Below are 22,135 nucleotides of genomic sequence, written 5' to 3' on the forward strand. Positions count from 1 at the left end.
ATTAGTTAGCTACCACGTTAAGCAATTTACCTGGTACATAAATTACTTTGCGGATTGTTGCACCATCAGTAAATTTAGTGACGTTAGATTCTGCAAACGCGAGTGCTTCTACTTGCTCTTGCGTTGCATCAGCTGCAACCGTTAGTTTTGCACGTAATTTACCGTTTACTTGTACGATGATTAATTTTTCATCTTCAACTAGGGCAGATTCGTCAACTTTTGGCCATGCGGCATCTAAAATATCACCTTCTTTACCTAGCTCTTGCCATAACTGATGCGATAAATGCGGTGTTATTGGTGCTAGCATAATAAGTAATGCTTCTAATGCCTCGTTAGCAATGGCAACATCTTGAGTGTCGTTTAATGGCGCTTTTAATAACTTATTAGACAGCTCCATGATTGCGGCAATCGCAGTGTTGAATGTTTGACGACGTTCAACATCATCGCTCACTTTTGCAATGGCTTTATGTAGCTCACGGCGAAGTACTTTTTGTGGGTTAGTAAGCGACGATTTATCAAGTGCTTGGAAGCCAACCGTTTTAACATCTACCGCGTATTTCCATACACGTTTTAAGAAACGGTGTGCGCCTTCAACCCCTGAATCTGACCATTCAAGCGTTTGCTCCGGTGGTGCAGTAAACATCATAAATAAACGCACGGTATCTGCACCGTATTGAGCAATTACTTCTTGTGGGTCTATGCCGTTATTTTTCGACTTAGACATTTTGCTCATGCCAGATGAGAACACAGGTTCACCATCTTCTTTGTGCCATGCCTTGGTTACACGGCCTTTATCGTCGGTTTCGGTATTTACATCACTTGGCGAAATCCATACATCGCCGCCTTTTTCATCTTTACGATAAAATGTTTCGGCAAGTACCATACCTTGACAAAGTAAGCGGTCGAATGGCTCGTCTGAATTTACTAAACCAAAGTCACGTAGTAATTTATGGAAAAAGCGCGAGTACAATAAGTGTAAAATTGCGTGCTCAATACCACCAATGTATTGGTTTACTGGTAACCAATAGTTAGCTGCCGCTGGATCTAACATACCCTCGTCATGGCGCGGGCTACAGTAGCGAGCGTAATACCATGATGACTCCATAAAGGTGTCAAAAGTATCAGTTTCATGAGTGGCAGGTACACCATTTACAGTTGTTTTAGCCCATTCTGGGTCAGCTTTAATTGGTGAGGTAACGCCATTCATTACCACATCTTCTGGTAAACGCACCGGTAGCATATCTTCAGTGGCAGCAAGTTCGTTGCCGTTTTCATCACTCAGCATTGGAATTGGCGAACCCCAATAACGTTGACGGCTAACACCCCAATCGCGAAGACGGAAGTTTACTTTACGCTCTCCCACACCTAATGCTTCTAGTTTGTCGGCAACAGTGTTAAAGGCGTTTTCAAAATCAAGGCCATCAAATTCACCTGAGTTTACTAATACCCCTTTTTCGGTGAATGCTTCTTGGGCTAGGTTTACTTCAAGCTCAGAGCCTTCAACTGGCGCAATAACTTGTTTAATATCGAGGCCGTAAGCTGTTGCAAATTCAAAGTCACGTTGGTCGTGCGCAGGTACTGCCATTACTGCACCTGAGCCGTAATGCATTAATACAAAGTTAGCAACCCAAATTGGTAGTTGCTCGCCCGTTAATGGGTGAGTGGCGTAAAAGCCTGTTGCAATACCTTTTTTCTCCATAGTTGCCATGTCTGCTTCAGCAACTTTGGTGTTTTTGCATTCTTCAACAAACATTGCAATCGCGTCGCTATTTTTAGCCGCTTCTTGTGCAATAGGGTGGCCACCGGCAACAGCTAGGTATGTTACGCCCATAAATGTATCTGGGCGTGTTGTGTATACGCTAAATTTTTCGTTGTTATCGGTACGCGTAAATTCTATGTCTAAGCCTTCAGAACGACCAATCCAGTTGCGCTGCATGGTTTTAACTTGTTCAGGCCAGTCTTCTAATTTGTCTAAATCGTCTAATAGCTCTTGTGCGTAGTCGGTAATTTTAATAAACCACTGTGGAATTTCTTTTTGTTCCACTACCGCACCTGAGCGCCAACCGCGGCCGTCAATTACTTGCTCGTTAGCTAGTACAGTTTGATCGACCGGATCCCAGTTAACCGTTGACATTTTTTTGTACACTAGGCCTTTTTCGTAAAGCTTAGTGAAAAACCATTGTTCCCATTTGTAATATTCTGGGTGGCAAGTCGCAATCTCGCGATCCCAATCGTAACCAAAACCTAATTGCTTAAGTTGGTTACGCATGTAGTCAATATTTTCGTAAGTCCACTTTGCAGGAGCTGTTTTATTTTTAATAGCCGCGTTTTCTGCAGGTAAACCAAACGCATCCCAACCCATAGGCTGCATTACGTTTTTGCCTTGCAAGCGCTGGAAGCGAGAAACCACGTCACCAATGGTATAGTTACGCACATGACCCATATGCAGTCGACCACTTGGGTAGGGAAACATTGAGAGGCAATAGTATTTTTCTTTGCTCTCATCTTCTGTGGCTTTAAATACTTGGTTTTCTTCCCAGTAGCGTTGGACTTTTGACTCTATGTCTTGTGGGTTATATTGCTCTTGCATTTACGTTTCCAAACTTCTTGCATACTAATAAAAAATTGTCGATAGGATACCCCAAATAAAGCGCTATTCACAGCGTCAAAGCGGCGCTTTTTGTAAATTTGCGAGTAAATTAGTTTTCAGTACAGGTTAACCTATACTTATCTATGGTATAGAGTAAATCAGTAGACGTTTTCAAGGAGTATAAAATGGCAGATTACAGAACATGGCTTAGTGGATTAACCGATTGGTTAAAAGATGTGAAAGAGCATGAAGTTAAAGCCGCAGTAAAGCGATTTATTGAATCTGAGCAGGCACTTAAAGATTTAGGTGAAGAAAAATACCAGCTTTATCGTAATTACTTAATGCGTGACATTTCTCACCTACAAGAAAATAATAGCTACTATAATTCGCTTGCATGGCAGGAGCTTAAAGAGTCATTGTGGTTTGAGCTTTCTCACATTGAAGACAAAACACAGCTTGAATGGCAGTCATTAAGTGAAGATTTTAAGCATAATGGTGTTTATCACGCAGGTGAATGGATAGCCATGGGCACATTAGTATGTAAGAATTGCAACCATAGTTATGATGTTTACCATGCAACGCAAATTATTCCTTGCACGCAGTGTGATGGCATCTATTTTAGCCGCCAGGCTTTACAACCCTAAATATAAGTATTGAGTGGCTGTAGGCCACTCAATATGCCCAAATCTAGCAATTAAGCTGGTAAAAAAAGAAGTTAGAATGACGAAAAAACTGCTGCCACTACCCGTATCAAATCTTGCACCGAGTATTTCTTCGAGCCATGTAAACACTTGCATGAGCAATCCATACCCTGAGCAACTTACCTTTATAGGCCAACAACGCGCGCAAAGTGCATTGGACTTCTCTTTAGGAATGGACCTACCCGGTTATAATGTTTATGTAATGGGAGAGGCGGCACACGGGCGTTTTACCTTAGTAAAAGACAAATTAAAACAACACGCTAAAGAGCGCACAACACCGTATGAATGGCTGTATGTTAATAACTACGACGATCACCGTGAGCCTATTGCGTTATTTATGCATGCAGGGCAAAGCAAACAATTAGCCGATGACATTGACTCATTTATTGATGAAGTACTCGACACCTTTCCTGCTGCATTTGATAATCCAGCTTATCAGCGCAAGAAAAAATCGATAGACCGTGAGTTTAACGATGCTTACGACGGCGCCATTACCGCAGTAGAAATAGCCGCGCTTGAGCAAAGTGTGGCACTAATTGAAGAAAAAGGCGTAGTCGGCTTTGCCCCGCTGATTGATGGCAAGCAACTTACCGATAATGAATTTTCTGATTTGGAAGATGATTTACGCGAAATGTTTTTTGAGCGTATAGAAAAATTAGAAGATGCTCTCATTGAAGCGCTTATTGAGTTACCGCGCTGGAAACGTGAATCTAAAGAAAAGCTTCGCAATCTTAAAAAGTCTACCGCTGAGCAAGCCACTAAACCGTTATTAAAAGATTTAGAACATAAATACGCCAGCCATATTGGTGTGCTGCGTTATTTAAAAGATATACGTGTAGAAATTATTGATGCCGTGCTTGAATGGCTTGATGATGAAGGTGAAAGCGAAGAAAACAAAGAAGACTTTGACCGTAAAGGTATGCTTACCGACTTTTTTGCACCTAATATTTTAGTTGAATACAAAGAAGGCGATGCAGCACCGGTTGTTTACGAGCCAAACCCAACTTTTGGTAATATTTTTGGCAAAATTGAATACGCCACATCGCAAGGGTCGTTAATTACCAGCTATCGCTCAATTCAGCCAGGTGCATTGCACCGCGCGAATGGCGGCTATTTAATTATGGATGCTGAAAAAGTAATGGCTCAACCCCAAGTGTGGGATGGGCTAAAGCTGTCGCTAAAAACCCATCAAATTAAAAATGACTTACCTTATCAAGACAGTGTCGTTGGTAGTAGCTTTACGCTTCGACCGCAGTTAATACCGCTTGATGTGAAAATTATTTTACTCGGCTCACGTGAACTTTATTACACCATCGGTGAATACGACGAGGAATTTGCTGAGTTATTTAGAGTACTTGCCGATTTTGATTATTACTTACCAAGTAGCGATAAGCTGCAGTATCAGTTTATTACTAAAGTCAGTGATTACTGCGAGCAAACATTAAAGTGCACGTTAAACGAAGCCGCAATGGTGCGATTACTTAAATTTAGTTATCGCCAAGCAGAGCACCATAATAAGTTATCAGCACGTTTTGCTGATGTGTTAGAGCTTGTGGCTGAGGCTAGTTTTTACGCTAAGCAAGACAAGCTTACGGTGATTGATGCACGCCATATTGACGAAGCTATACAAGGCAAGCAGTACCGTACGGGGCAAATTAGCGAAAACATGCTCAGCGATATAAAGGAAGGGCATACTTTAATAGCTACTGAAGGCCAAGCCGTAGGTAAAGTAAATGGTTTGACTGTACTGCACATTGGTGACACCTCATTTGGCACACCTGCACGTATTACTGCTACCGTTTATGCCGGCGCTGACGGCGTAATTGATGTGGAACGCGAAGCTGAGTTGGGTAAAGCAATTCACTCAAAAGGGGTAATGCTGCTTACCGGGTATTTAGGTAACAAATACGCGCAACACTTTAGCTTAACACTCAGTGCGAATATCGCTATTGAACAAAGTTATGGCTACATAGATGGTGATAGCGCCTCTCTTGCTGAACTTTGTGCGCTCATTTCGGCCATTACGAGCTTACCTATCAGTCAGTCTATAGCACTAACTGGTTCAATTAACCAACATGGTGATGTGCAGGCCATTGGTGGTGTAAACGAGAAAACAGAAGGCTTCTTTAAGCTATGTAAAATGCGCGGCTTAACGGGTGAGCAAGGGGTTATTATTCCTAAATCGAACCAAGTTAATTTGGTGCTTGATGACGAAATACTCAATGCCGTTGAGTTAGGTAAGTTTAATATTTATGCTGTGGAAACCGTTGACCAAGCACTAAACTTATTAATGGATATCGAAGCGGGTGATATGGTTGATGAACACTACCCAGAAGATTCGGTTAATGGCATCGCATTAGCGCGATTAAAAGACATTGCTGATATTGTTAATGGCGATAACAGCGACGAAAAAGACCACGACACAGAAGATGAAAAAGGGGAGTTATGATCAATATAATTTTACTGATTGTTATCGCTATTTTTTGCGTTTTAATTTTTAAAAACAGTAAAAAAGCCAAACAGCAAGCAATCGCAAACGCACAGATTGAAAGTGATTATTTAATTGCCAATGTAAAAACTGAAGGCGTACATGAAACCGCATCTGGCTTGCAATATAAAATAATCCATAAAGGACAGAGTGAAAATACACCTAGCCCAACGAGTATGGTTAAAGTGCATTATCATGGCACTTTAATCGACGGCACTGTATTTGACAGCTCAGTGGAGCGCAAAACTCCGATTAGCTTTGGCTTGCACCAAGTTATAAAAGGCTGGACAGAAGGTCTGCAACTGATGAGCCCGGGGGATAAATTTCAGTTTTATATACCGCATCAGCTCGCCTATGGTGAAAAGCGAGTAGGGAGTATTCCTCCTGCATCATTGCTTATTTTTGAAGTGGAATTACTGGCTATTGAGTCGTAATTTTAAAGTAAAAAACACTTTAAGCCTTACCTTAATCAAGTAGGGCTTTTTATTTGCTCTCATTAGCCAATCCTACTCAAGAATTTAAAATATCAGTCGATACCTAAAATAGTGACAAGTTTATTTTAGGGATAAAATAATGAAGATTTCAACCGCCTCAATTCAATATCAAGCATCTAATTATAACAATCAGGCTTTAGTAGAAACAGAGCCGCAACCTAAAGATGATGAATCACAAGAACAACCTGACTATGTTTTATCAGAGTGTTTAGATGCGAAGGTTCAAAAATACAGCGAAGATAACGCAACATTTGCTGAGCAATATCAAAATCTAGAAAAGGCTTATACCCAAACCACCTCAAGATGCGAGTTTCAGTTGGAATTAAAAGTGATTTAGGCAAGGCATTGATTGCAAATAATAGTGGTTCTATTGTTAAAATCAATAACGCAGTGTAAATCGCTTTTAAACCAACCCCTTGGGCGTTTCACAGGCACTTACTCTCATCGTTGTTACTTCTTAAAAGGGACGGCCATTCTTGCAAAATAACGCCTTGATATTAAGCCCCTGTGAAGCGCTGAATTCTGTATCTTGAGGTGGCTTGGGTATAGATATTCACCCAGCAAGTAGTTGCATTACAAGAACAAGTAAATAAGCTTAAGCAGAGTACGGTACAACGGAGTTTAACCATTGATAATAGCCAATATGGGCCAGCTGAAGAGGTCTATCAGTTGACTATGGATGCTGAGCATATGGGAGCTAAAAAGTATAAAACCGAGCAACAACAAGAAGAGATAAATAGATTGGAGCTGCAACTTAGTGAGGTAAAGTCTCAGCAGGCAGCAATAAAACAACAAATTATTGAGCTAGTAATCAACGAAATGAAAAGGCGAGGCGACGACTTCACTGTTTAACCTTGTAATGTACGCAGAGAAGTTAGTTTTTAAACTCAATTTTTTCTACCTCAAACCTAAATTCCCCCGCCTGCTTACCAGCAATCATAAAGCCAAGCTGCTTTATCTCTTTGAAGCTAATTGTAGGCTGTTGTTCAAGTAAACGGCCGCGAAAAGTAAGCTGAAAATCTTCAGGTAAAAACTCAATATTAAGCCACTCACTTTTCGTGGTACTGAACGAATGTGTATAAGCCGCCCCATCCATGTACTCATTAGTTCTTAAACGTAATTGGTAGGTTTGACCATCGCCCTTAACACGCAGCACTATTTTTGTAATATTTTGGTTTTTTACATCCAACGGTGTTCTTATTGAAGCAAATCCTCCATTGTTTGCAAGCGATACGTTGCCTGTAAACACTAAATTGCCGTCATTTTGTAAAACCTGACTATTAGAAATACCACCCATCACCGAATCATTAACCACATCCCAGCGAGCATTGGCGTTTGCCTCGGTGGTGACAAACAGTAAATTAAAAACAAAAAGTGATGAGAGTTGTTTGATGTTCATGAGTAATTCCTTAAAACCATTATTAACAATAATACGTTTTGATGTAATAATTGTTCACATAATTATTTTAATACTGGGATAAGGCAATCCTTAATTAAAATATCAGCTAAATTAAAGATGTCATAGAGCATAAGGATATAAATTTATATGACAAAAAAGCCTGTGATTCTCGTTATCATAGCATTTATTGTTATGATGCTCGGCCCTGTTGGTCTTTATGAGTGGTACACTTCAATCGACCCCTCCTTTATCCCTAACCGTTTTTATGACTTTTTAAGTTTTTGGGTTTTAGGCTTTATTACTATTTCTTTAGTGTGTGCCTTTCTATTTCATTTAATAAAAACGCCAAATGCAAAAGAAGAGTTTAATACTCACTTTGATCAAGAAGGGGTTATCCTTAAATATTTAAGTATCATTATGATACCTATTTTGCTGTATGCATATCTTTGGGCTGTCATTTGTGCGCCGATTCAACTATGGGCGCATTATCATTTAGGCGATTATTGGTCTGAAGAATATATCTTAGTTGAGTCTGAAGCTTGTTATAGCGATTATGAGCCGAATTGCGTTCGTTTACTCTTTGCAGATATATCTACAAACAAACAGCATACCATCAGGTGGTATTTAGATAAGCACAAGCTTTTAAAACTTAAAAATACAAAAGTGAACTTAGTCGGCGAAAAAAGTTACTTTGGCTATCTTGTTAACGAAATACAATGGTAAAAACGAAAGAGAATTAAATGGACACTAATAATTTTAACGAGAGTATAAAAGGCTTTTTTTGGGGAGTTGGGTTTGTAATAGCAATGCTTGGCGGCATTAGTGCGTTCGCCCTTACAATCGCCGCTGATGTTGACAGTGGATTTAAAACAATGGTTTCTAATAAAGCATTAGAAACAAGTGATGAATTTAACAATGACTATAATCTAACTCTTTCTGCAATATATAAAGAAAATGGTCAAGTAAGAATCGCGGCTGAATTAAAAAATATTACTAACGAGAGCATTTATACGGGAACCGTTATTGCTTCAACATTTGACAAAAGTGGCAAGTTTGTTGGTAATTGTGTAGGCAAAAGCACAGACAGCTTCTTAGAACCTAGCGAAGTTAGCTATGTTGACATTAAGTGCAATTTATTTAGATCACAAGCAAGTAAAGTTCACTCGACAAAGCTTAAAATTAAGTGGTTTTAGGGTAAGTTTAAATAAAAAGAGCCATACGAAGTATGACTCTTTTTTATTTGAAATAGATGTAATAGAGTTATTTTATTGAGGCAATAAACTCTTCATCTGCATATAGGTTTGTTAGTAATTTTTGAACTAACTCTACGTAGCTTTTTTGACCATTAGGGATAGCGATCGCTCCCATAAATGAAGAGTCAAAAGTGTGTTCGGCCATGATTTCTTTTTCGAATAAGATAATATTCTCTTCTGAAACGATAAAGTTTACTTTTATAAATGAACTTCCCTCGGAGAAACCCGTAACATCAATATCTTGGTCAATTACTTTGCCAGTTACTTGCTTTTTAGCAACACCAGACCAAAGCTTGGCTAACTTAAGCTCTTGCAACAAAGCATTTTCAATATATTTACCATAACTGTTGCCTACAGATGAAATAAGAGGTGAGCCTCTAAGTGAAATTTTATTTAGTTTCTTTTCAGATTTAATTGTGCCAACAGATAGAGGGGAAACCGTTTCTTGCTTTAATTTTGAAACGTTACCAATGTCTGCACTATAAGGAGGCACTTGAATTGTACATGCACTTAAGAATAAAACCCCGATTAATCCTATTGAACTTCTATACTTCATTTTAATTCTTTCCTTACTCATAGTTTTGACTGCTCTAACTCTACAACTAGTTTGTTAAGTGCTTCTTCTGTTGCACGCTTTGCTGATAAAGAAAAGTCGTTTTTAAACTCATCAAATTCAGCTTTGCCAAAACCTTTAACTTCAGTATTCCATGCTATATCGCCATTGTTATTTAAAGTTTTACAGTTTAACGTGAAAGTAAACTCTGTAGGTGGCCATGTAAATAAACTATCTGAACTAGATTCAGTTGTTATTGTAGGTATAAATACATATTCAATTTTATTGTCTTGTAAAAATGTATTATCAGTTAATGATTCAAGCCTATAAACGTTTTCAAATTTATTAGAAAGTACAGTATATAATGCAGCTTCTGTGTCTTTATAAGGTTTGTAACTAACATTATCGCCACCACCGCCAGGTGTTTTTACTTGTTTTTTAATATCATCTTCAGAAATATAATAACCTACAACAGATATTGATTTATTTTCTGAAAGCTGAAGTTTTTCAGTGTCTGGATTTAAACTTATCTGGTGGGCACAGCCACTTAAAACAAGTACCGAAAACAAGAAAAACATGTTAGTTAATAACTTCAAAATATACTCCATATATTTAATTTTTAAAGAAAAAGTAGTTTCATCGATAATATATGTTTTGTAGTTGCATTGTAAATAATGTTAACTTTATATTTGTAAATGGTTGTAACTTTTGTATCTAATAATTTTTGGTTTTGAGGTGTTTTTATTTTAAATAGAGATGAGTTCGCTTGAGCAAAAATTAAAAAGCGCGTAATTTAACCGCGTTACCTATTTTAATAACAAGTATAATAATGAAAGCACAAGAATTAGAACAATTAGCGTTATCTAAAGCCGAAACCCGAGAAGTGATCACGCCGTATGCCTTTAAGGTTGATAATGCTTTACTTGGCTTGCCTTTGGCTTCGCCGACTCGGCGAGCATTAGCTATGATTATCGATGTAGCATTAATATTCTTAGCTGCAAAGATCAGTGCGACAATTATTGCATTCGTTGCTGCTATGGCGTTTTACAAAGGAACGGCGCAGCAATACCTTCCTAAAATGTCGAATGTGTGGCGAAGAATATTAAAAATAGTAGCAGCAAGTATTTTATTTGTAAGTGCTCTTGCTGTGCTTTCAATTGGCATAGATTACTTAGAAGGCGCTGACCCTGATCAAGGCTTAACTGTTCAAGGCTTAAAAATACAGGATGACATTCAGCTTACTTCCACAGAAAAAAAGCAGGTAAATGCTTACTTAGTGCAAACAGCCGACGAAAGCTGTGAGCAATCTTGTCAACAAAATGCACTTGATAACTTGATAGGGCAAGTACCCAAATTAGCCGAAATGGACGACCTACAAAACCCACAACTTGCTAAAGCATTTTTACAATTATTAGTGCTAGGTGAAAATAACGGATTAAAGCTTGCGCAGTTAACAGAAGATAAACCCGCACAAACAACCACACACAGTATTTTGCAGTGGGGCAAAGGTATTATTCAAGATTTAGGTTTGGGTTTTGGCTGGGCGGCTGTGTACTTCACACTGTTTTCTTTATTATGGCGCGGTCAAACCCCTGGTAAAAAGCTTTGTAATACTCGAGTGGTTGCATTAAGTGGTGAATCACTGGGTTTACTTGATTGTTTTGGCCGATACGGCGGTTACGGTGCCGGTTTTGCCACTGGTTTATTAGGTTTTTTACAAGTTTACTGGGATCCAAACAGGCAAGCCATTCAAGATAAAATATCAGCCACTGTGGTTATTCAAGGGAGTGTTAACCAAGTTGTCAATGTGCAAACTATAGAAGAGACTGTTAAAAGTTAACTTTGCTCTTATTACAAGGATGGTTATGAAAGCTTTATTAATTGTATTTGTTAATCTGTATTTTATTACGGTTTCGTATGCGTCAGAAGATATTATATTAGCAAAAGCGCATCAGCTTAAGTCTGTTATTTTAGATGAACAACGCAGCTTCAGCGTTTATTTACCGCCAAACTATAATGAAAACCCTGATAAAGAATATCCAGTTATTTATTTGCTCGATGGTGACCAAACACAGCTAAAAGCTGTCGCCGGGCTAGTAGAGGCACTTAGTACAGAACGGCTAGAGCAGCAAATACAACAGGCAATTATAGTAGCCATTCCAAATAGTAAAAATACGATAAGAGAACGTGACTTTACCCCAACCAATGTCGATTGGACATTTAACGGTAAACTCCTAGAAAGGTTTGAAAATATTGGTAACGCCGCAAACTACAGCGCCTTTTTTGAAAAAGAACTTATTCCACTCATTAATAAAAATTACCGAACATCAACTAAACGCGTATTAATTGGCGAGTCTTTTGGTGGCTTGTTTGCAAACTATGTATTGCTTACCAATCATACGCTATTTACAGACTACTTAATAATTGATGCAACTTACCTTTGGGATAATAACTATCTCAATCGATATTTTGATAAGAAGCAATTTGTAAACAAGCAGCTTAACGGTAATGTGTATTTTACCTTTGCAAATAACGGCGAAGCGTTTGGTGAGATTGGTAAAACAAATTATCAATGGGGCTTAGCATTTGTTGAAAAGCTAAAAGCGCACTCGAGCGATAATTTAAATATAAATCAACGTTACTTTGAAGATGAAACTCATGGCACAGTCGCTGCACTTAGTTGGTATTATGGGTTAAAAAGCATACTTAAAAGATAATTTTATCATTGAAGTTGAATGGGAGTTTAATTGCTAAACATAAAGCACAAAGAGTTTCATAAAAGTTTTTTATATCTATTAATTATATTCGTACTAATGAGCTATTTAGTATTGCTCATTGGATGGTACGAGTTTAACGATCCTGCTCTTATTGCTAATGAGCGATTACATTTTATAGAGCTAGTAGTGCTACCTATATTAACCATGGCAGTGATATATACATTATTTAAAAAGTATAGGTGTGATCACAACTTTAATTATTTAATAACTCGTCACTTTTTTAAAGGTAGTAGGCTAGTAAAAGGGTTCTTGATAATAATGTACCCTTGTTTAATCTATATGGCGTTGTGGAAATTTAGCGTAGTTCCCATTATGTATTATGCTGAAAATAATTTAGGCGAACTGTGGTCTGAAGAATATTTTTTAACTGATGTAACTACATGTATTATAAATGATCAGCAGCAATGTATAACATTAAACATTGCTGATTTATCCACTGGTGAAGAGCATTCGTTTAGATGGTACATAGATACGGACGAGCTACAAACACTTAAAAACAAAAAAATAAATTTAGTCGGTGAAAAAAGTTACTTTGGCTATCTTGTTAACGAAATACAATGGTAAAAACGAAAGGGAATTAAATGAAAAGTAATAATTTTAATGAGAGCATAAAAGGCTTTTTTTGGGGTATTGGATTTGTAATAGCTGTACTTGGCGGCATCAGTGCGTTCGCCTTGACAATCGCCGCTGATGTTGACAGTGGATTTAAAACAATGGTTTCTAATAAAGCATTAGAAACAAGTGATGAATTTAACAATGACTATAATCTAACTCTTTCTGAAATATACAAACAAAATGGTCAAGTAAGAATCGCAGCTGAATTAAAAAATATTACTAACGAGAGCATTTATACGGGAACCGTTATTGCTTCTACATTTGACGAAAGTGGTAAGTTTATTGGTAACTGTGTAGGCAAAAGCACAGACAGCTTTCTAGAACCTAGTGAAGTTAGCTATGTTGACATTAAATGCAATTTATTTAGATCACAAGCTAGTAAAGTTCACTCGACAAAGCTTAAAATTAAGTGGTTCTAGGGGAAGGTGGGTAAAACAAGATATGTTAATTAAAGTTATTGAAAACGGCTCACTATGGTATTTATTAAAAGATAATAAAAGTTACTATATCTCTCAGCTCAGCGGCTACATGCATTCAGAAACCACTGCAACGTATCGGCTACTCAGTGAAGAGGTAGACAGCTACCTAAAGTTTGGGAATAAAGCTTTATCTAGAACGATTAATTATTTTAGTAATATTGGCAACTATAGCGCTTTACCTATTGAGAGAATGGTTAGTAAAGATACTATAGATAAAATCCGTGCTGTAATTGATCAAAAAAAACTGATAAACAAACAGTTATAAAAGTTAAACTTTATTTTATACCCACATCAGGTGCTTATGAGTAATGCAAGTAAAGAGATTTTAAATTGTATAAAGGTAACGTCCAATCCATTTATATCGGAAGGTCGTTCCTCATTAGATTTAACTATACAAGCAATTGATAAATCGCTATTAAGTTTTTCATACGATGAAATCGTACTGACGTTAAATAAAGAGCTGATCCGTTTAAATGATATTCTTAATAGTTCGGTTGGAAGCATGCAAGCGTATGAGGTGCTCTTACCTTATAAAGATGCTCAATATAATTGTATTAAAGCAATAGAGTATTTACAGAGACGTTTTAAATAATTAGATAGTTAACTTTAAACTATAAAATTAAAAATTAGTTATTTCGTATATTTAATGCGTGTTAACAATAAAATGGAAATTTATGCCAAATAAGTTATTTAGTTGGGAGCGTGGGCGACAAAGATCAGGTTACGACAAGATGCTGCTCTGTCGTATTTTTGCTCCTTTTAAGTTTGATGTCTATTTGATTAAATTTCCACAAGGGAGTGAAATAAAACCGCATACCGATAACGTTAAAACTGGTCGGCACTTTAGGCTCAATATTATATTAAAACATGCCGTCAAGGGCGGTGAGTTTATTTGTGACAACCCAATTATAAATTACAACCGAGTTAAGCTGTTCAGGCCTGATATAGAACAGCACCAAGTATCAAAAATAGAAAAGGGCAGTCGTTATATTTTAAGCATAGGATGGATTTAAAATTAAATTTTTGTAGGTTGGGCTTTGCAAAGCTAAACCCAACAAAAATCATCTTCAGTTGCTGATAGCTAAAAGCTCTAATTTACTTCTTAAACCTAACCCCAAATCCAATCATACCCAATAACAATATAACTCCCCATACAAACCCATTGCCGTATTGGCTATACACGCTATCCCCTTGCATGAGCTTTATATTGGCTTTGAGTGTGGTAGCTTCAAACTGTGGCATAGTTTGGCGTGTTTGGCTTATGGGGTCGTATACGCCACTTATACCGTTGTTGGTTACACGTATTAGTGGACGTTGTAGTTCAAGGGCGCGCATGCGGGCAATTTGCATATGCTGGTGAGGGCCTATTGAATCACCAAACCAAGCATCATTACTCACCGTAAATAATATGTCTGAGTCGCTTTTATAATTACCCCGCACTAGATCGGCAAATACTATTTCGTAGCAAATAGCAGGCAGTAGGTTAAAGCCATTCGCACGTAAGTTATTTTGCACTTTATCACCGCGAGAGAACGATGACATAGGCAAATCAAATAACGGAGCGATGGGGCGTAGTATGTCTTCAAAGGGAACAAACTCACCAATCGGCAGTAATTGATGTTTTTGATAGCGGTTACTGTCTAAGTAACGATAGTGGCCGTGTTCATCATTTTGCTCTTTGTTACCGACCACAATTAGCGTATTGAAAATGGTTTTAGTGTCGCGTTGGTAATCGACAATACCAGTCACTAATGCAGTTTTATTGAATGAGGCGGCACTGTCTAAACCTGCTAAATATGAATCGGCAAGGGCTTCTATTTCCGGCACTGCAGCTTCAGGCCACACAATTAAATCGGCATCCCAGTGACGGCGCGTCATATCCTGATACTTACTCATGGTGGTCCAAAACTCACTGGGGTCAAAGCGCAAGTGTTGTTTTATATTACCTTGTACAAGCAGCACAGACAGGTCTTTATCGGAGTAATGGGTTGCCTTTGTAAAATGTGCGCTTGTGAAGGCAAGCAAAACCACAGCAGCGATAGCAACAGGCATTTTAAATTGTTTTTGCGTTAAGCTGTACAATGCAAAGCCTATGGCAATACATAATAGTGTGAGCCCAAATTCACCAATTAAAGGAGCAAGGGAATTCAGAGGGCTATCGGTTTGTGTATAACCAAAGCTTAACCAAGGAAAACCAGTTAACAGGTTGGCACGCAAATATTCACTAATAGCAAAACAAGGGAGTAATAGCGCTGCAAAACTTATAGAGCCGTTTGAAAAGCGAGTGGTTGCCCACAGCGCCAGCGCAGGAAATAACGCAAGGTAGCTACAAAGCAGTGCCATTAATGCAATTGAGGCGACCAGTGGCATACCGCCAAAGGTGGCGATAGAAACATGTACCCAACTTATACCTGCACCAAACCAGCCTAGGCCAAATATAAAGCCATATTTAGCCGCTGTTTTAGCATGTACTTTTCCATTGAGGTTTGCAGGAATACAAAAAAATAGCGAGCCTATGCTAAAAAATACAATCGGCCAAATACCAAAAGGGGCGTAGCTAAAAGTTAAAACAAGGCCCGCAACCAGTGCGAGCCATGCTTTTTTATCTTTTGCTAGTAGGGTGAGACTAGTTAGCAGTTTCTTCACTGTCGTTATCATCAGCCTTAGGAATGGTGACTTGCAGTTGCAATATACGACGATTATCAGAATTGGTTACTTTAAACTGAAATCCCTCTATATCGATGGTTTCGCCACGGCTCGGCATATGGCCAAAGGCGTGTAACACGGTACCACCAATAGTGTCGGCATCTTGCGAACTGTAACCTGATTTAAAATGCTCGTTAAAGTCATCTACAGGGGTCAGTGCTTGCACAACGTAAACATGTTTAGCCAGTTGTCGAATATCTTGTTGTTCTTCTTCTTCATCGTGCTCATCTTCGATTTCGCCAACAATGATCTCAAGAATATCTTCAATGGTTACTAAACCCGATACACCGCCGTATTCGTCTATCACGATTGCCATATGGTAGCGTTGCTGACGAAATTCATTAAGCAGGGTATCCACCCGTTTACTTTCAGGCACTACCATGGCAGGGCGCAAATAGTCACGTAGCGATGGTAAATGCTCATCTTTATTTAAAATGAGAGGTAATAAGTCTTTTGCGAGTAAAATCCCTTCTACATGGTCTTTATCTTCACACACTACCGGAAAACGAGAGTGGGTAGAGTCAACCATCATAGGTATGTGCTCTTCAAGCGGGCTATCAATTTCCAAAGTGACCATTTGTGAGCGCGGGATCATAATATCTCGCACTTTGAGCTCAGACACGCCAAGCACACCTTCAATCATTTCTTTGGTTTCAGGATCGATTACATCCCGCTCTTGGGCATCGGCAATTACCTCAACCAGCTCTTCTCTATTCTGGGGTTCCCCTTGCAACATCTGGGTTATACGACCCAGCCAAGTTTTGCCAGAAGAACCCTGGCTAGATTGCGAGTTATCGTCGCTCATTACGTCTAATTGCTCCGTTTATTTAAATATCGTCCCGATATGGGTCTGCTATGTTTAGTTCAGCAAGTAATTGCTTTTCTATGCTTTCCATCTCTAACGCGTCTTCACTCTTTATATGGTCAAATCCAAGTAAATGCAAGCATCCATGAATAACCATATGAGCAAAGTGGTCATGAAATGACTTTTCTTGCTCTTGCGCCTCAGCCAAAACAATGGCAGGACAAATAATTAAGTCACCCACAAGTGGGATATCAATACCCGGTGGCGCTTCAAATTCAAATGATAATACGTTGGTAGGCTTATTTTTACCTCGGTAGTCATTATTGAGCTGTTGCGACTGTTCCTCATCGCTGATGACAATAGTCAGCTCAGACTCATCACGATATTGGCTAAGTACTTTATCGGCCCACATGGCAAACTGCTCAAGGCTGGGTAAGTTGTCAAACTTACACGCTATTTGTAAATCAAGTTCTGTTTTCACGGTATTACTCTTTAGTAGCAGGTTGCTCTTGAGCGGCAAGCGCTTCTTTGGCTTGTTGTTTCTCTAATCGCTTAAGGCGTTCACGCTCATCGTTGCGCTCATACGCTTCTACAATGCGGGCTACTACAGGGTGGCGTACCACATCGTGCGATTTGAAAAAGTTAAAGCTAATTTCATCAACGCCATCCAATACTTCAATAGCATGGCGAAGACCAGAGCGCGCACCCCGAGGTAAATCAACTTGTGTTATATCGCCGGTGATCACTGCTTTAGAATTAAAACCAATACGGGTTAAGAACATTTTCATTTGCTCTGTGGTGGTATTTTGGCTTTCATCTAAAATAATAAACGCATCATTAAGTGTGCGCCCACGCATGTAAGCCAATGGCGCAATTTCAATGATGTTTTTTTCAATCAGTTTTTCAACACGCTCAAAGCCAAGCATTTCAAATAAGGCATCGTAAAGTGGGCGTAAGTAAGGGTCTATTTTTTGGCTTAAGTCACCCGGTAAAAAGCCGAGTTTTTCACCCGCTTCAACCGCAGGGCGAGTGAGCAATATACGGCGTATTTCTTGGCGCTCTAGTGCATCAACTGCCGCTGCAACAGCAAGATAGGTTTTACCTGTACCTGCAGGGCCAATACCAAAGGTAATGTCGTGGTGCAAAATGTTAGCAACATACAAGCCTTGGTTATCGTTTCGCGGTTTAATAACGCCACGACGGGTTTTAATCATCATTTCTTTGCCATAGGCGCTACTAGAGGTGTCTTGCTCAAGCGCTTTAGACTCAGTGATGGCTAAATGTACGTTGTCAGGCTCAATTTCGCCAATTTCCCCACGTACAGGTTGAGTATCAATATAAAGGTTTTTTAAGATCTCTACCGCGCCGGCGCTACTGTGTAGTTTACCGGTTACTTTAAAAAAGTTATCACGATGAATAATTTCAACACCTAGACGGCGTTCAATTTGTTTGATGTTTTCGTCAAACGGGCCACATAATGAAGAAAGGCGTTTGTTGTCGGCAGGTTCTAAATAAATCTCTAATGTTTTTAACTGATTACTCAAAATTACTTCCTATTACAGTGCGCCAGCGTTAACTGGCGCAATGAATTTTTGCAACTAAGGTACGAAAGTAGCAACGCCAATTTCGTTAGCTGTCTCGGTTTTTTGCTCACTCGCTGCTTTGGTTAAAATAGCAGAAGGCGCAATTTCGCGGCGTAAGTTCATTTCTGATTCTGTACGAATTAAATCGCCACGTAAAGAGTTTGGTAACGCTTCGGTAATACGTACATCAACAAACTGACCGATCACTGTGTGTGGGCCAACAAAGTTAACTACACGGTTATTTTCAGTTCGGCCACGTAGTTCCATCGGGTTCTTCTTAGAAGGACCTTCAACTAAAATACGTTGCTCAGTATCAAACATTTGGCGGCTAATTTGCTGTGCCATTTGCGTAATACGATTTTGCAATAAGTACAGGCGTTCTTTTTTCTCTTGCTCGGTTACGTCATCTGGTAAATCTGCCGCTGGTGTACCTGGGCGTGCGCTGTAAATAAAGCTAAAGCTCATATCAAAACCAATATCGTTGATAAGGTTCATGGTAGCTTCAAAATCGGCCTTGCTTTCACCTGGGAAACCTATGATGAAATCTGACGACATGCTTAGGTTAGGGCGAATTTTACGTAACTTACGAATTGTTGATTTGTACTCAAGAGCAGTATGGCCGCGTTTCATTAAGTTTAAAACACGGTCTGAACCACTTTGTACTGGAAGGTGTAAGTGATCAACCAGCTCAGGCACATCAGCGTACGCATCAATAATGTCTGGTGTAAACTCTACAGGGTGTGAGGTGGTGTAACGAATACGGTCAATCCCGTCAATTGCAGCCACTAAGCGAATTAGATCTGAGAAATAGCAAATTTCACCATCGTGTGTATCACCACGGTATGCATTTACGTTTTGACCTAATAGGTTAACTTCACGTACGCCTTGCTCGGCTAACTGTGCAACTTCTAATAATACATCATCAACAGGGCGGCTTACTTCTTCACCACGGGTGTAAGGCACAACACAGAAAGTACAGTATTTAGAACAACCTTCCATAATTGATACAAACGCAGAAGGACCTTCCGCTTTAGGTTCAGGTAAGCGGTCAAATTTTTCAATCTCAGGGAATGAAATATCAACTACAGATGAACCTTTATCGCCTTGTACTTGTTTAATCATCTCAGGTAAACGGTGCAAAGTTTGTGGACCAAAAATAACATCTACAAACGGAGCACGTTGGCGAATTGAATCACCTTCTTGTGATGCAACACAGCCGCCTACACCAATAATAAGGTCTGGTTTGTCATCTTTTAATAACTTCCAACGACCTAGTTGGTGAAATACTTTTTCTTGCGCTTTTTCACGAATTGAACAGGTGTTAAGTAAGATAACATCAGCATCAGCAGCTTCTTCAGTTAGCTGATAGCCGTTGGTAGCATCTAGAAGATCAGCCATTTTCTGAGAGTCGTATTCGTTCATCTGACAACCCCAGGTTTTAATATGCAGCTTTTTGCTCATTGAAATATAGCCTCGTGTTCAATTCGATAGTGGCACAAATATGTGCTAGAAACAGGTATAAGTGGCGGAATTATTAAAATTTCGCTCGACTTAAAGGACGCGTATTTTAGCTGGATACACGCTCAAAACCAAGTATAGATTTCATGTTTGTGATCTGAAATCAATATAGTATGGGTTTAATAATAGAATTAAGCGAAGCGCTCACACTGAGCAAACTAATTACGATACAATCTAAGCAGAGTTAAGTCAGAATTAAAATGATGAAAAACATGACTAAAAATAATGTAATTGTAGTAGGGGGCGGCATGGTTGGTGCCGCTATGGCTATTAAATTAGCGCAACAAGGCAAAGCCGTACGTGTTATTGAAAAACACCCAATAGATGCACCACAGGTACTTAACAGTGATGACGTTGATATACGTGTTTCGGCTATTAATCGCTTTTCGGAAAAATTGCTTGATCAGCTCGGTGCAATGCCATTACTGAGAGCAAATAGATTGGCTCCCTATGAACAATTAGAAGCCTTTGAACGAGGTAATGATCATTTATTATTTGATTGTCATGCTATTAATACCACCCATTTAGGTCATTTAATCGAAAATAAGCTAATTCAAGCCAGTTTATGGCAGCAATTTGTGCAACATAATATTGAAATGATTAATCCTTCATCGGCTTTAACGGCAATAGAGCAAAACCCTGACAGCATTAGCTTGCACTACAACGAACAAAGCTATACTGCTGATTTAGTCATTGCAGCGGATGGTGGCCAATCACAATTACGCAGCAAAGCCAATATTGGTATAACTGGTTGGCAATATCAGCAGCATTGTATGGGCGTGCTAATAAAGCTCGATGCACCGCAACAAGTTAAAACATGGCAGCAGTTTACACCTACAGGGCCTGTTGCGTTTTTACCTATGAAAGCACCTTATGCAAATTTAATTTGGTATGACGATGCAAATACCCTCAAAGCATTTAAAGCCCTACAACCTAGCGAATTAAAGGCTCATATTATTGAAAAGTTTCCAAAGCTTGCTGGTGATTTTGAAGTACAAAGCCATGCTATATTTCCTCTGGCAAGGCAGCATGCCAATAATTATTCACAAGGCAGACTCGTTTTAGTGGGTGATGCGGCGCACACCATTAATCCTCTGGCAGGACAGGGTGTTAATTTAGGCTTTCAAGATGTAGCTGCTTTAGCTGAAGTGTTACGTACAGCTGATGATGTAGGGTGCCCGCTAATGCTTAAAGAATACGAGCGTAGTCGTCGTAACGCTAATTTATTAATGATGAGTATGATGGATGCTTGCTACTTTGGTTTCTCAAATCAAATAGCCCCATTAAAATGGGCGCGCAGCACATTTTTAAAGTTAGCTAATAATACAGGGCCGGTAAAAAACTGGGTGCTGAAATACGCAATAAGCGGTGAGCTTAGTTAAAATACTTATAGTTATTAAAAGGCTCAAATTTGGGTCTTTTTTTATGCCCAAGAAAAAGGGGTGTAGGTTATAAAGGTAGAAACAGAATTAAATATATAAGTTAGATAATTGGAGTTTAGGATAGATCGTGAAGTGTAATCAAAGACGTGTGCAAATTGGCTGGGATACCAGGATTTGAACCTGGGAATGCCAGGATCAAAACCTGGTGCCTTACCGCTTGGCGATATCCCAACTCTAAATTTGGATGAGTTTTAGTTCTACTTAAGAACATGGTGCGGAAGGAGAGACTTGAACTCTCACATCCTAAGATACTGGAACCTAAATCCAGCGCGTCTACCAATTCCGCCACTCCCGCATACAGGCTTATATTTATACTCTTAACAGAGTTTTCTTGTACAACATTCTTTGGTAGAAGAAGTTGGCTGGGATACCAGGATTTGAACCTGGGAATGCCAGGATCAAAACCTGGTGCCTTACCGCTTGGCGATATCCCAACTAAGAAATTGCTGATAATTTTAATTCTTATCAAGAATGTGGTGCGGAAGGAGAGACTTGAACTCTCACATCCTAAGATACTGGAACCTAAATCCAGCGCGTCTACCAATTCCGCCACTCCCGCATACAAGTTTATATTTAGACTCTTAACAGAGTTTTCTTATACAACGTTCTTTGGTAGAAGAAGTTGGCTGGGATACCAGGATTTGAACCTGGGAATGCCAGGATCAAAACCTGGTGCCTTACCGCTTGGCGATATCCCAACTAAGAAATTGCTGATAATTTTAATTCTTATCA

At 39.1% G+C, this 22,135-nt stretch carries 24 protein-coding genes and 5 tRNA genes; 15 read left to right on the forward strand and 14 right to left on the reverse strand.

Annotated features, from left to right (window positions below; translation table 11 throughout):
* Nucleotide 1: 1 nt before the first annotated feature.
* The gene (leuS, locus tag DK924_RS03790) at nucleotides 2-2,590 is read right to left on the reverse strand and encodes a leucine--tRNA ligase (protein ID WP_109874370.1); all 2,589 of its coding nucleotides are present in this window, start codon (nucleotides 2,588-2,590) and stop codon (nucleotides 2-4) included.
* A 185-nt stretch (nucleotides 2,591-2,775) separates the two neighbouring features.
* Between leuS and DK924_RS03795 the strand changes: the two genes are divergently transcribed.
* The 5 genes from DK924_RS03795 to DK924_RS18915 all read left to right on the forward strand — a co-directional run bounded on the left by DK924_RS03795 (nucleotide 2,776) and on the right by DK924_RS18915 (nucleotide 7,125).
* Nucleotides 2,776-3,234, forward strand: a complete 459-nt coding sequence (locus DK924_RS03795) for a hypothetical protein (protein ID WP_109874371.1) — start codon at nucleotides 2,776-2,778, stop codon at nucleotides 3,232-3,234.
* 76 nt (nucleotides 3,235-3,310) lie between these two features.
* Complete coding sequence (locus DK924_RS03800; protein ID WP_109874372.1) at nucleotides 3,311-5,740, forward strand: Lon protease family protein; 2,430 nt, start codon at nucleotides 3,311-3,313, stop codon at nucleotides 5,738-5,740.
* Nucleotides 5,737-6,213 (forward strand): FKBP-type peptidyl-prolyl cis-trans isomerase, encoded by a 477-nt coding sequence (locus DK924_RS03805; protein ID WP_010388321.1) that lies wholly within the window; start codon nucleotides 5,737-5,739, stop codon nucleotides 6,211-6,213. The genes DK924_RS03800 and DK924_RS03805 overlap by 4 nt, the downstream gene beginning before the upstream one ends.
* A 139-nt stretch (nucleotides 6,214-6,352) precedes the next feature.
* On the forward strand, nucleotides 6,353-6,610 hold the full coding sequence (locus DK924_RS03810) for a hypothetical protein (protein WP_258306406.1): 258 nt from the start codon (nucleotides 6,353-6,355) through the stop codon (nucleotides 6,608-6,610).
* Nucleotides 6,611-6,948: 338 nt separating this feature from the next.
* Entirely contained in the window at nucleotides 6,949-7,125 is a 177-nt protein-coding gene (locus tag DK924_RS18915) for a hypothetical protein (protein WP_226916283.1), read from the forward strand.
* Between the two features lie 22 nt (nucleotides 7,126-7,147).
* Here the strand turns inward: DK924_RS18915 and DK924_RS03820 are convergent, their stop codons facing one another.
* The gene (locus DK924_RS03820) at nucleotides 7,148-7,672 is read right to left on the reverse strand and encodes a CIA30 family protein (protein WP_109874373.1); all 525 of its coding nucleotides are present in this window, start codon (nucleotides 7,670-7,672) and stop codon (nucleotides 7,148-7,150) included.
* Nucleotides 7,673-7,819: 147 nt separating this feature from the next.
* On the opposite strand from DK924_RS03820, the gene DK924_RS03825 reads away from it, so the two are divergent.
* Both DK924_RS03825 and DK924_RS03830 read left to right on the forward strand, forming a co-directional pair.
* Nucleotides 7,820-8,395 carry a hypothetical protein gene (locus tag DK924_RS03825; protein ID WP_054202461.1) on the forward strand — a complete coding sequence of 192 codons (576 nt, stop codon included), beginning with the start codon at nucleotides 7,820-7,822 and terminating at the stop codon, nucleotides 8,393-8,395.
* 17 nt (nucleotides 8,396-8,412) lie between these two features.
* Nucleotides 8,413-8,865, forward strand: coding sequence for a hypothetical protein (locus tag DK924_RS03830; protein WP_054202462.1), 453 nt, complete (start codon nucleotides 8,413-8,415; stop codon nucleotides 8,863-8,865).
* A gap of 67 nt (nucleotides 8,866-8,932) precedes the next feature.
* Here DK924_RS03830 and DK924_RS03835 read toward each other — a convergent pair whose 3' ends face one another.
* Nucleotides 8,933-9,481 (reverse strand): hypothetical protein, encoded by a 549-nt coding sequence (locus DK924_RS03835; protein WP_054202463.1) that lies wholly within the window; start codon nucleotides 9,479-9,481, stop codon nucleotides 8,933-8,935.
* A gap of 17 nt (nucleotides 9,482-9,498) precedes the next feature.
* Nucleotides 9,499-10,074, reverse strand: coding sequence for a hypothetical protein (locus tag DK924_RS03840; RefSeq protein WP_109874374.1), 576 nt, complete (start codon nucleotides 10,072-10,074; stop codon nucleotides 9,499-9,501).
* A 233-nt stretch (nucleotides 10,075-10,307) separates the two neighbouring features.
* Here DK924_RS03840 and DK924_RS03845 point away from each other — a divergent pair, with 233 nt between their 5' ends.
* The 7 genes from DK924_RS03845 (at nucleotide 10,308) to DK924_RS03875 (ending at nucleotide 14,362) form a co-directional block, all read left to right on the forward strand.
* Nucleotides 10,308-11,318, forward strand: a complete 1,011-nt coding sequence (locus DK924_RS03845; protein ID WP_109874375.1) for an RDD family protein — start codon at nucleotides 10,308-10,310, stop codon at nucleotides 11,316-11,318.
* Between the two features lie 25 nt (nucleotides 11,319-11,343).
* Nucleotides 11,344-12,195, forward strand: coding sequence for an alpha/beta hydrolase (locus tag DK924_RS03850; RefSeq protein WP_109874376.1), 852 nt, complete (start codon nucleotides 11,344-11,346; stop codon nucleotides 12,193-12,195).
* A gap of 339 nt (nucleotides 12,196-12,534) precedes the next feature.
* Nucleotides 12,535-12,819, forward strand: coding sequence for a hypothetical protein (locus DK924_RS18820; protein WP_258306407.1), 285 nt, complete (start codon nucleotides 12,535-12,537; stop codon nucleotides 12,817-12,819).
* A 17-nt stretch (nucleotides 12,820-12,836) separates the two neighbouring features.
* A complete protein-coding gene (locus DK924_RS03860; protein ID WP_109874378.1) occupies nucleotides 12,837-13,289 on the forward strand; it encodes an ATPase in 453 nt (150 codons plus the stop codon).
* A 22-nt stretch (nucleotides 13,290-13,311) separates the two neighbouring features.
* Nucleotides 13,312-13,614 carry a hypothetical protein gene (locus DK924_RS03865; RefSeq protein ID WP_109874379.1) on the forward strand — a complete coding sequence of 101 codons (303 nt, stop codon included), beginning with the start codon at nucleotides 13,312-13,314 and terminating at the stop codon, nucleotides 13,612-13,614.
* A gap of 36 nt (nucleotides 13,615-13,650) precedes the next feature.
* Nucleotides 13,651-13,941 carry a hypothetical protein gene (locus DK924_RS03870; RefSeq protein WP_109874380.1) on the forward strand — a complete coding sequence of 97 codons (291 nt, stop codon included), beginning with the start codon at nucleotides 13,651-13,653 and terminating at the stop codon, nucleotides 13,939-13,941.
* A gap of 82 nt (nucleotides 13,942-14,023) precedes the next feature.
* Nucleotides 14,024-14,362: a 2OG-Fe(II) oxygenase gene (locus DK924_RS03875; RefSeq protein ID WP_109874381.1), complete on the forward strand. Its 339-nt coding sequence runs from the start codon at nucleotides 14,024-14,026 to the stop codon at nucleotides 14,360-14,362.
* Between the two features lie 82 nt (nucleotides 14,363-14,444).
* Here the strand turns inward: DK924_RS03875 and lnt are convergent, their stop codons facing one another.
* The 5 genes from lnt to miaB are packed head-to-tail and all read right to left on the reverse strand — an operon-like array spanning nucleotide 14,445 to nucleotide 19,904.
* Nucleotides 14,445-15,995, reverse strand: coding sequence for an apolipoprotein N-acyltransferase (lnt, locus tag DK924_RS03880; protein ID WP_181388740.1), 1,551 nt, complete (start codon nucleotides 15,993-15,995; stop codon nucleotides 14,445-14,447).
* The gene (corC, locus tag DK924_RS03885; protein ID WP_010388331.1) at nucleotides 15,976-16,860 is read right to left on the reverse strand and encodes a CNNM family magnesium/cobalt transport protein CorC; all 885 of its coding nucleotides are present in this window, start codon (nucleotides 16,858-16,860) and stop codon (nucleotides 15,976-15,978) included. Before corC ends, lnt begins: the two co-directional genes overlap by 20 nt.
* A 22-nt stretch (nucleotides 16,861-16,882) precedes the next feature.
* On the reverse strand, nucleotides 16,883-17,341 hold the full coding sequence (gene ybeY / locus DK924_RS03890) for an rRNA maturation RNase YbeY (RefSeq protein WP_109874383.1): 459 nt from the start codon (nucleotides 17,339-17,341) through the stop codon (nucleotides 16,883-16,885).
* Nucleotides 17,342-17,345: 4 nt separating this feature from the next.
* Nucleotides 17,346-18,404: a PhoH family protein gene (locus tag DK924_RS03895; RefSeq protein WP_024601601.1), complete on the reverse strand. Its 1,059-nt coding sequence runs from the start codon at nucleotides 18,402-18,404 to the stop codon at nucleotides 17,346-17,348.
* Nucleotides 18,405-18,458: 54 nt separating this feature from the next.
* Entirely contained in the window at nucleotides 18,459-19,904 is a 1,446-nt protein-coding gene (miaB, locus tag DK924_RS03900; protein ID WP_010388336.1) for a tRNA (N6-isopentenyl adenosine(37)-C2)-methylthiotransferase MiaB, read from the reverse strand.
* Nucleotides 19,905-20,161: 257 nt separating this feature from the next.
* Here miaB and DK924_RS03905 point away from each other — a divergent pair, with 257 nt between their 5' ends.
* The gene (locus DK924_RS03905; RefSeq protein WP_109874384.1) at nucleotides 20,162-21,343 is read left to right on the forward strand and encodes an FAD-dependent oxidoreductase; all 1,182 of its coding nucleotides are present in this window, start codon (nucleotides 20,162-20,164) and stop codon (nucleotides 21,341-21,343) included.
* A 156-nt stretch (nucleotides 21,344-21,499) separates the two neighbouring features.
* Here DK924_RS03905 and DK924_RS03910 read toward each other — a convergent pair.
* The 5 genes from DK924_RS03910 to DK924_RS03930 form a co-directional block, all read right to left on the reverse strand.
* Nucleotides 21,500-21,574 (reverse strand) — tRNA-Gln (locus DK924_RS03910).
* 39 nt (nucleotides 21,575-21,613) lie between these two features.
* A tRNA-Leu gene (locus DK924_RS03915) sits at nucleotides 21,614-21,698 on the reverse strand.
* A 64-nt stretch (nucleotides 21,699-21,762) separates the two neighbouring features.
* Nucleotides 21,763-21,837 (reverse strand) — tRNA-Gln (locus DK924_RS03920).
* Between the two features lie 40 nt (nucleotides 21,838-21,877).
* Nucleotides 21,878-21,962 (reverse strand) — tRNA-Leu (locus tag DK924_RS03925).
* 64 nt (nucleotides 21,963-22,026) lie between these two features.
* Nucleotides 22,027-22,101 (reverse strand) — tRNA-Gln (locus DK924_RS03930).
* Between the last annotated feature and the right edge of the window lie 34 nt (nucleotides 22,102-22,135).

Source organism: Pseudoalteromonas sp. meg-B1, from assembly GCF_003173795.1.
GTDB lineage: Bacteria > Pseudomonadota > Gammaproteobacteria > Enterobacterales > Alteromonadaceae > Pseudoalteromonas > Pseudoalteromonas undina.

Bases quoted from the DNA above. Each gene is read 5' to 3' on its own strand.
- DK924_RS03805 (WP_010388321.1), top strand. From the start codon at position 5,737: ATGATCAATATAATTTTACTGATTGTTATCGCTATTTTTTGCGTTTTA.
- DK924_RS03845 (WP_109874375.1), top strand. From the start codon at position 10,308: ATGAAAGCACAAGAATTAGAACAATTAGCGTTATCTAAAGCCGAAACC.
- DK924_RS03820 (WP_109874373.1), bottom strand. From the start codon at position 7,672: ATGAACATCAAACAACTCTCATCACTTTTTGTTTTTAATTTACTGTTT.
- DK924_RS18915 (WP_226916283.1), top strand. From the start codon at position 6,949: ATGGATGCTGAGCATATGGGAGCTAAAAAGTATAAAACCGAGCAACAA.
- DK924_RS03835 (WP_054202463.1), bottom strand. From the start codon at position 9,481: ATGAAGTATAGAAGTTCAATAGGATTAATCGGGGTTTTATTCTTAAGT.
- DK924_RS03865 (WP_109874379.1), top strand. From the start codon at position 13,312: ATGTTAATTAAAGTTATTGAAAACGGCTCACTATGGTATTTATTAAAA.
- DK924_RS03795 (WP_109874371.1), top strand. From the start codon at position 2,776: ATGGCAGATTACAGAACATGGCTTAGTGGATTAACCGATTGGTTAAAA.
- DK924_RS03800 (WP_109874372.1), top strand. From the start codon at position 3,311: ATGACGAAAAAACTGCTGCCACTACCCGTATCAAATCTTGCACCGAGT.
- DK924_RS18820 (WP_258306407.1), top strand. From the start codon at position 12,535: ATGGCGTTGTGGAAATTTAGCGTAGTTCCCATTATGTATTATGCTGAA.
- DK924_RS03870 (WP_109874380.1), top strand. From the start codon at position 13,651: ATGAGTAATGCAAGTAAAGAGATTTTAAATTGTATAAAGGTAACGTCC.
- DK924_RS03830 (WP_054202462.1), top strand. From the start codon at position 8,413: ATGGACACTAATAATTTTAACGAGAGTATAAAAGGCTTTTTTTGGGGA.
- DK924_RS03875 (WP_109874381.1), top strand. From the start codon at position 14,024: ATGCCAAATAAGTTATTTAGTTGGGAGCGTGGGCGACAAAGATCAGGT.
- DK924_RS03860 (WP_109874378.1), top strand. From the start codon at position 12,837: ATGAAAAGTAATAATTTTAATGAGAGCATAAAAGGCTTTTTTTGGGGT.
- corC (WP_010388331.1), bottom strand. From the start codon at position 16,860: ATGAGCGACGATAACTCGCAATCTAGCCAGGGTTCTTCTGGCAAAACT.
- leuS (WP_109874370.1), bottom strand. From the start codon at position 2,590: ATGCAAGAGCAATATAACCCACAAGACATAGAGTCAAAAGTCCAACGC.
- DK924_RS03905 (WP_109874384.1), top strand. From the start codon at position 20,162: ATGATGAAAAACATGACTAAAAATAATGTAATTGTAGTAGGGGGCGGC.
- DK924_RS03810 (WP_258306406.1), top strand. From the start codon at position 6,353: ATGAAGATTTCAACCGCCTCAATTCAATATCAAGCATCTAATTATAAC.
- DK924_RS03825 (WP_054202461.1), top strand. From the start codon at position 7,820: ATGACAAAAAAGCCTGTGATTCTCGTTATCATAGCATTTATTGTTATG.
- DK924_RS03850 (WP_109874376.1), top strand. From the start codon at position 11,344: ATGAAAGCTTTATTAATTGTATTTGTTAATCTGTATTTTATTACGGTT.
- miaB (WP_010388336.1), bottom strand. From the start codon at position 19,904: ATGAGCAAAAAGCTGCATATTAAAACCTGGGGTTGTCAGATGAACGAA.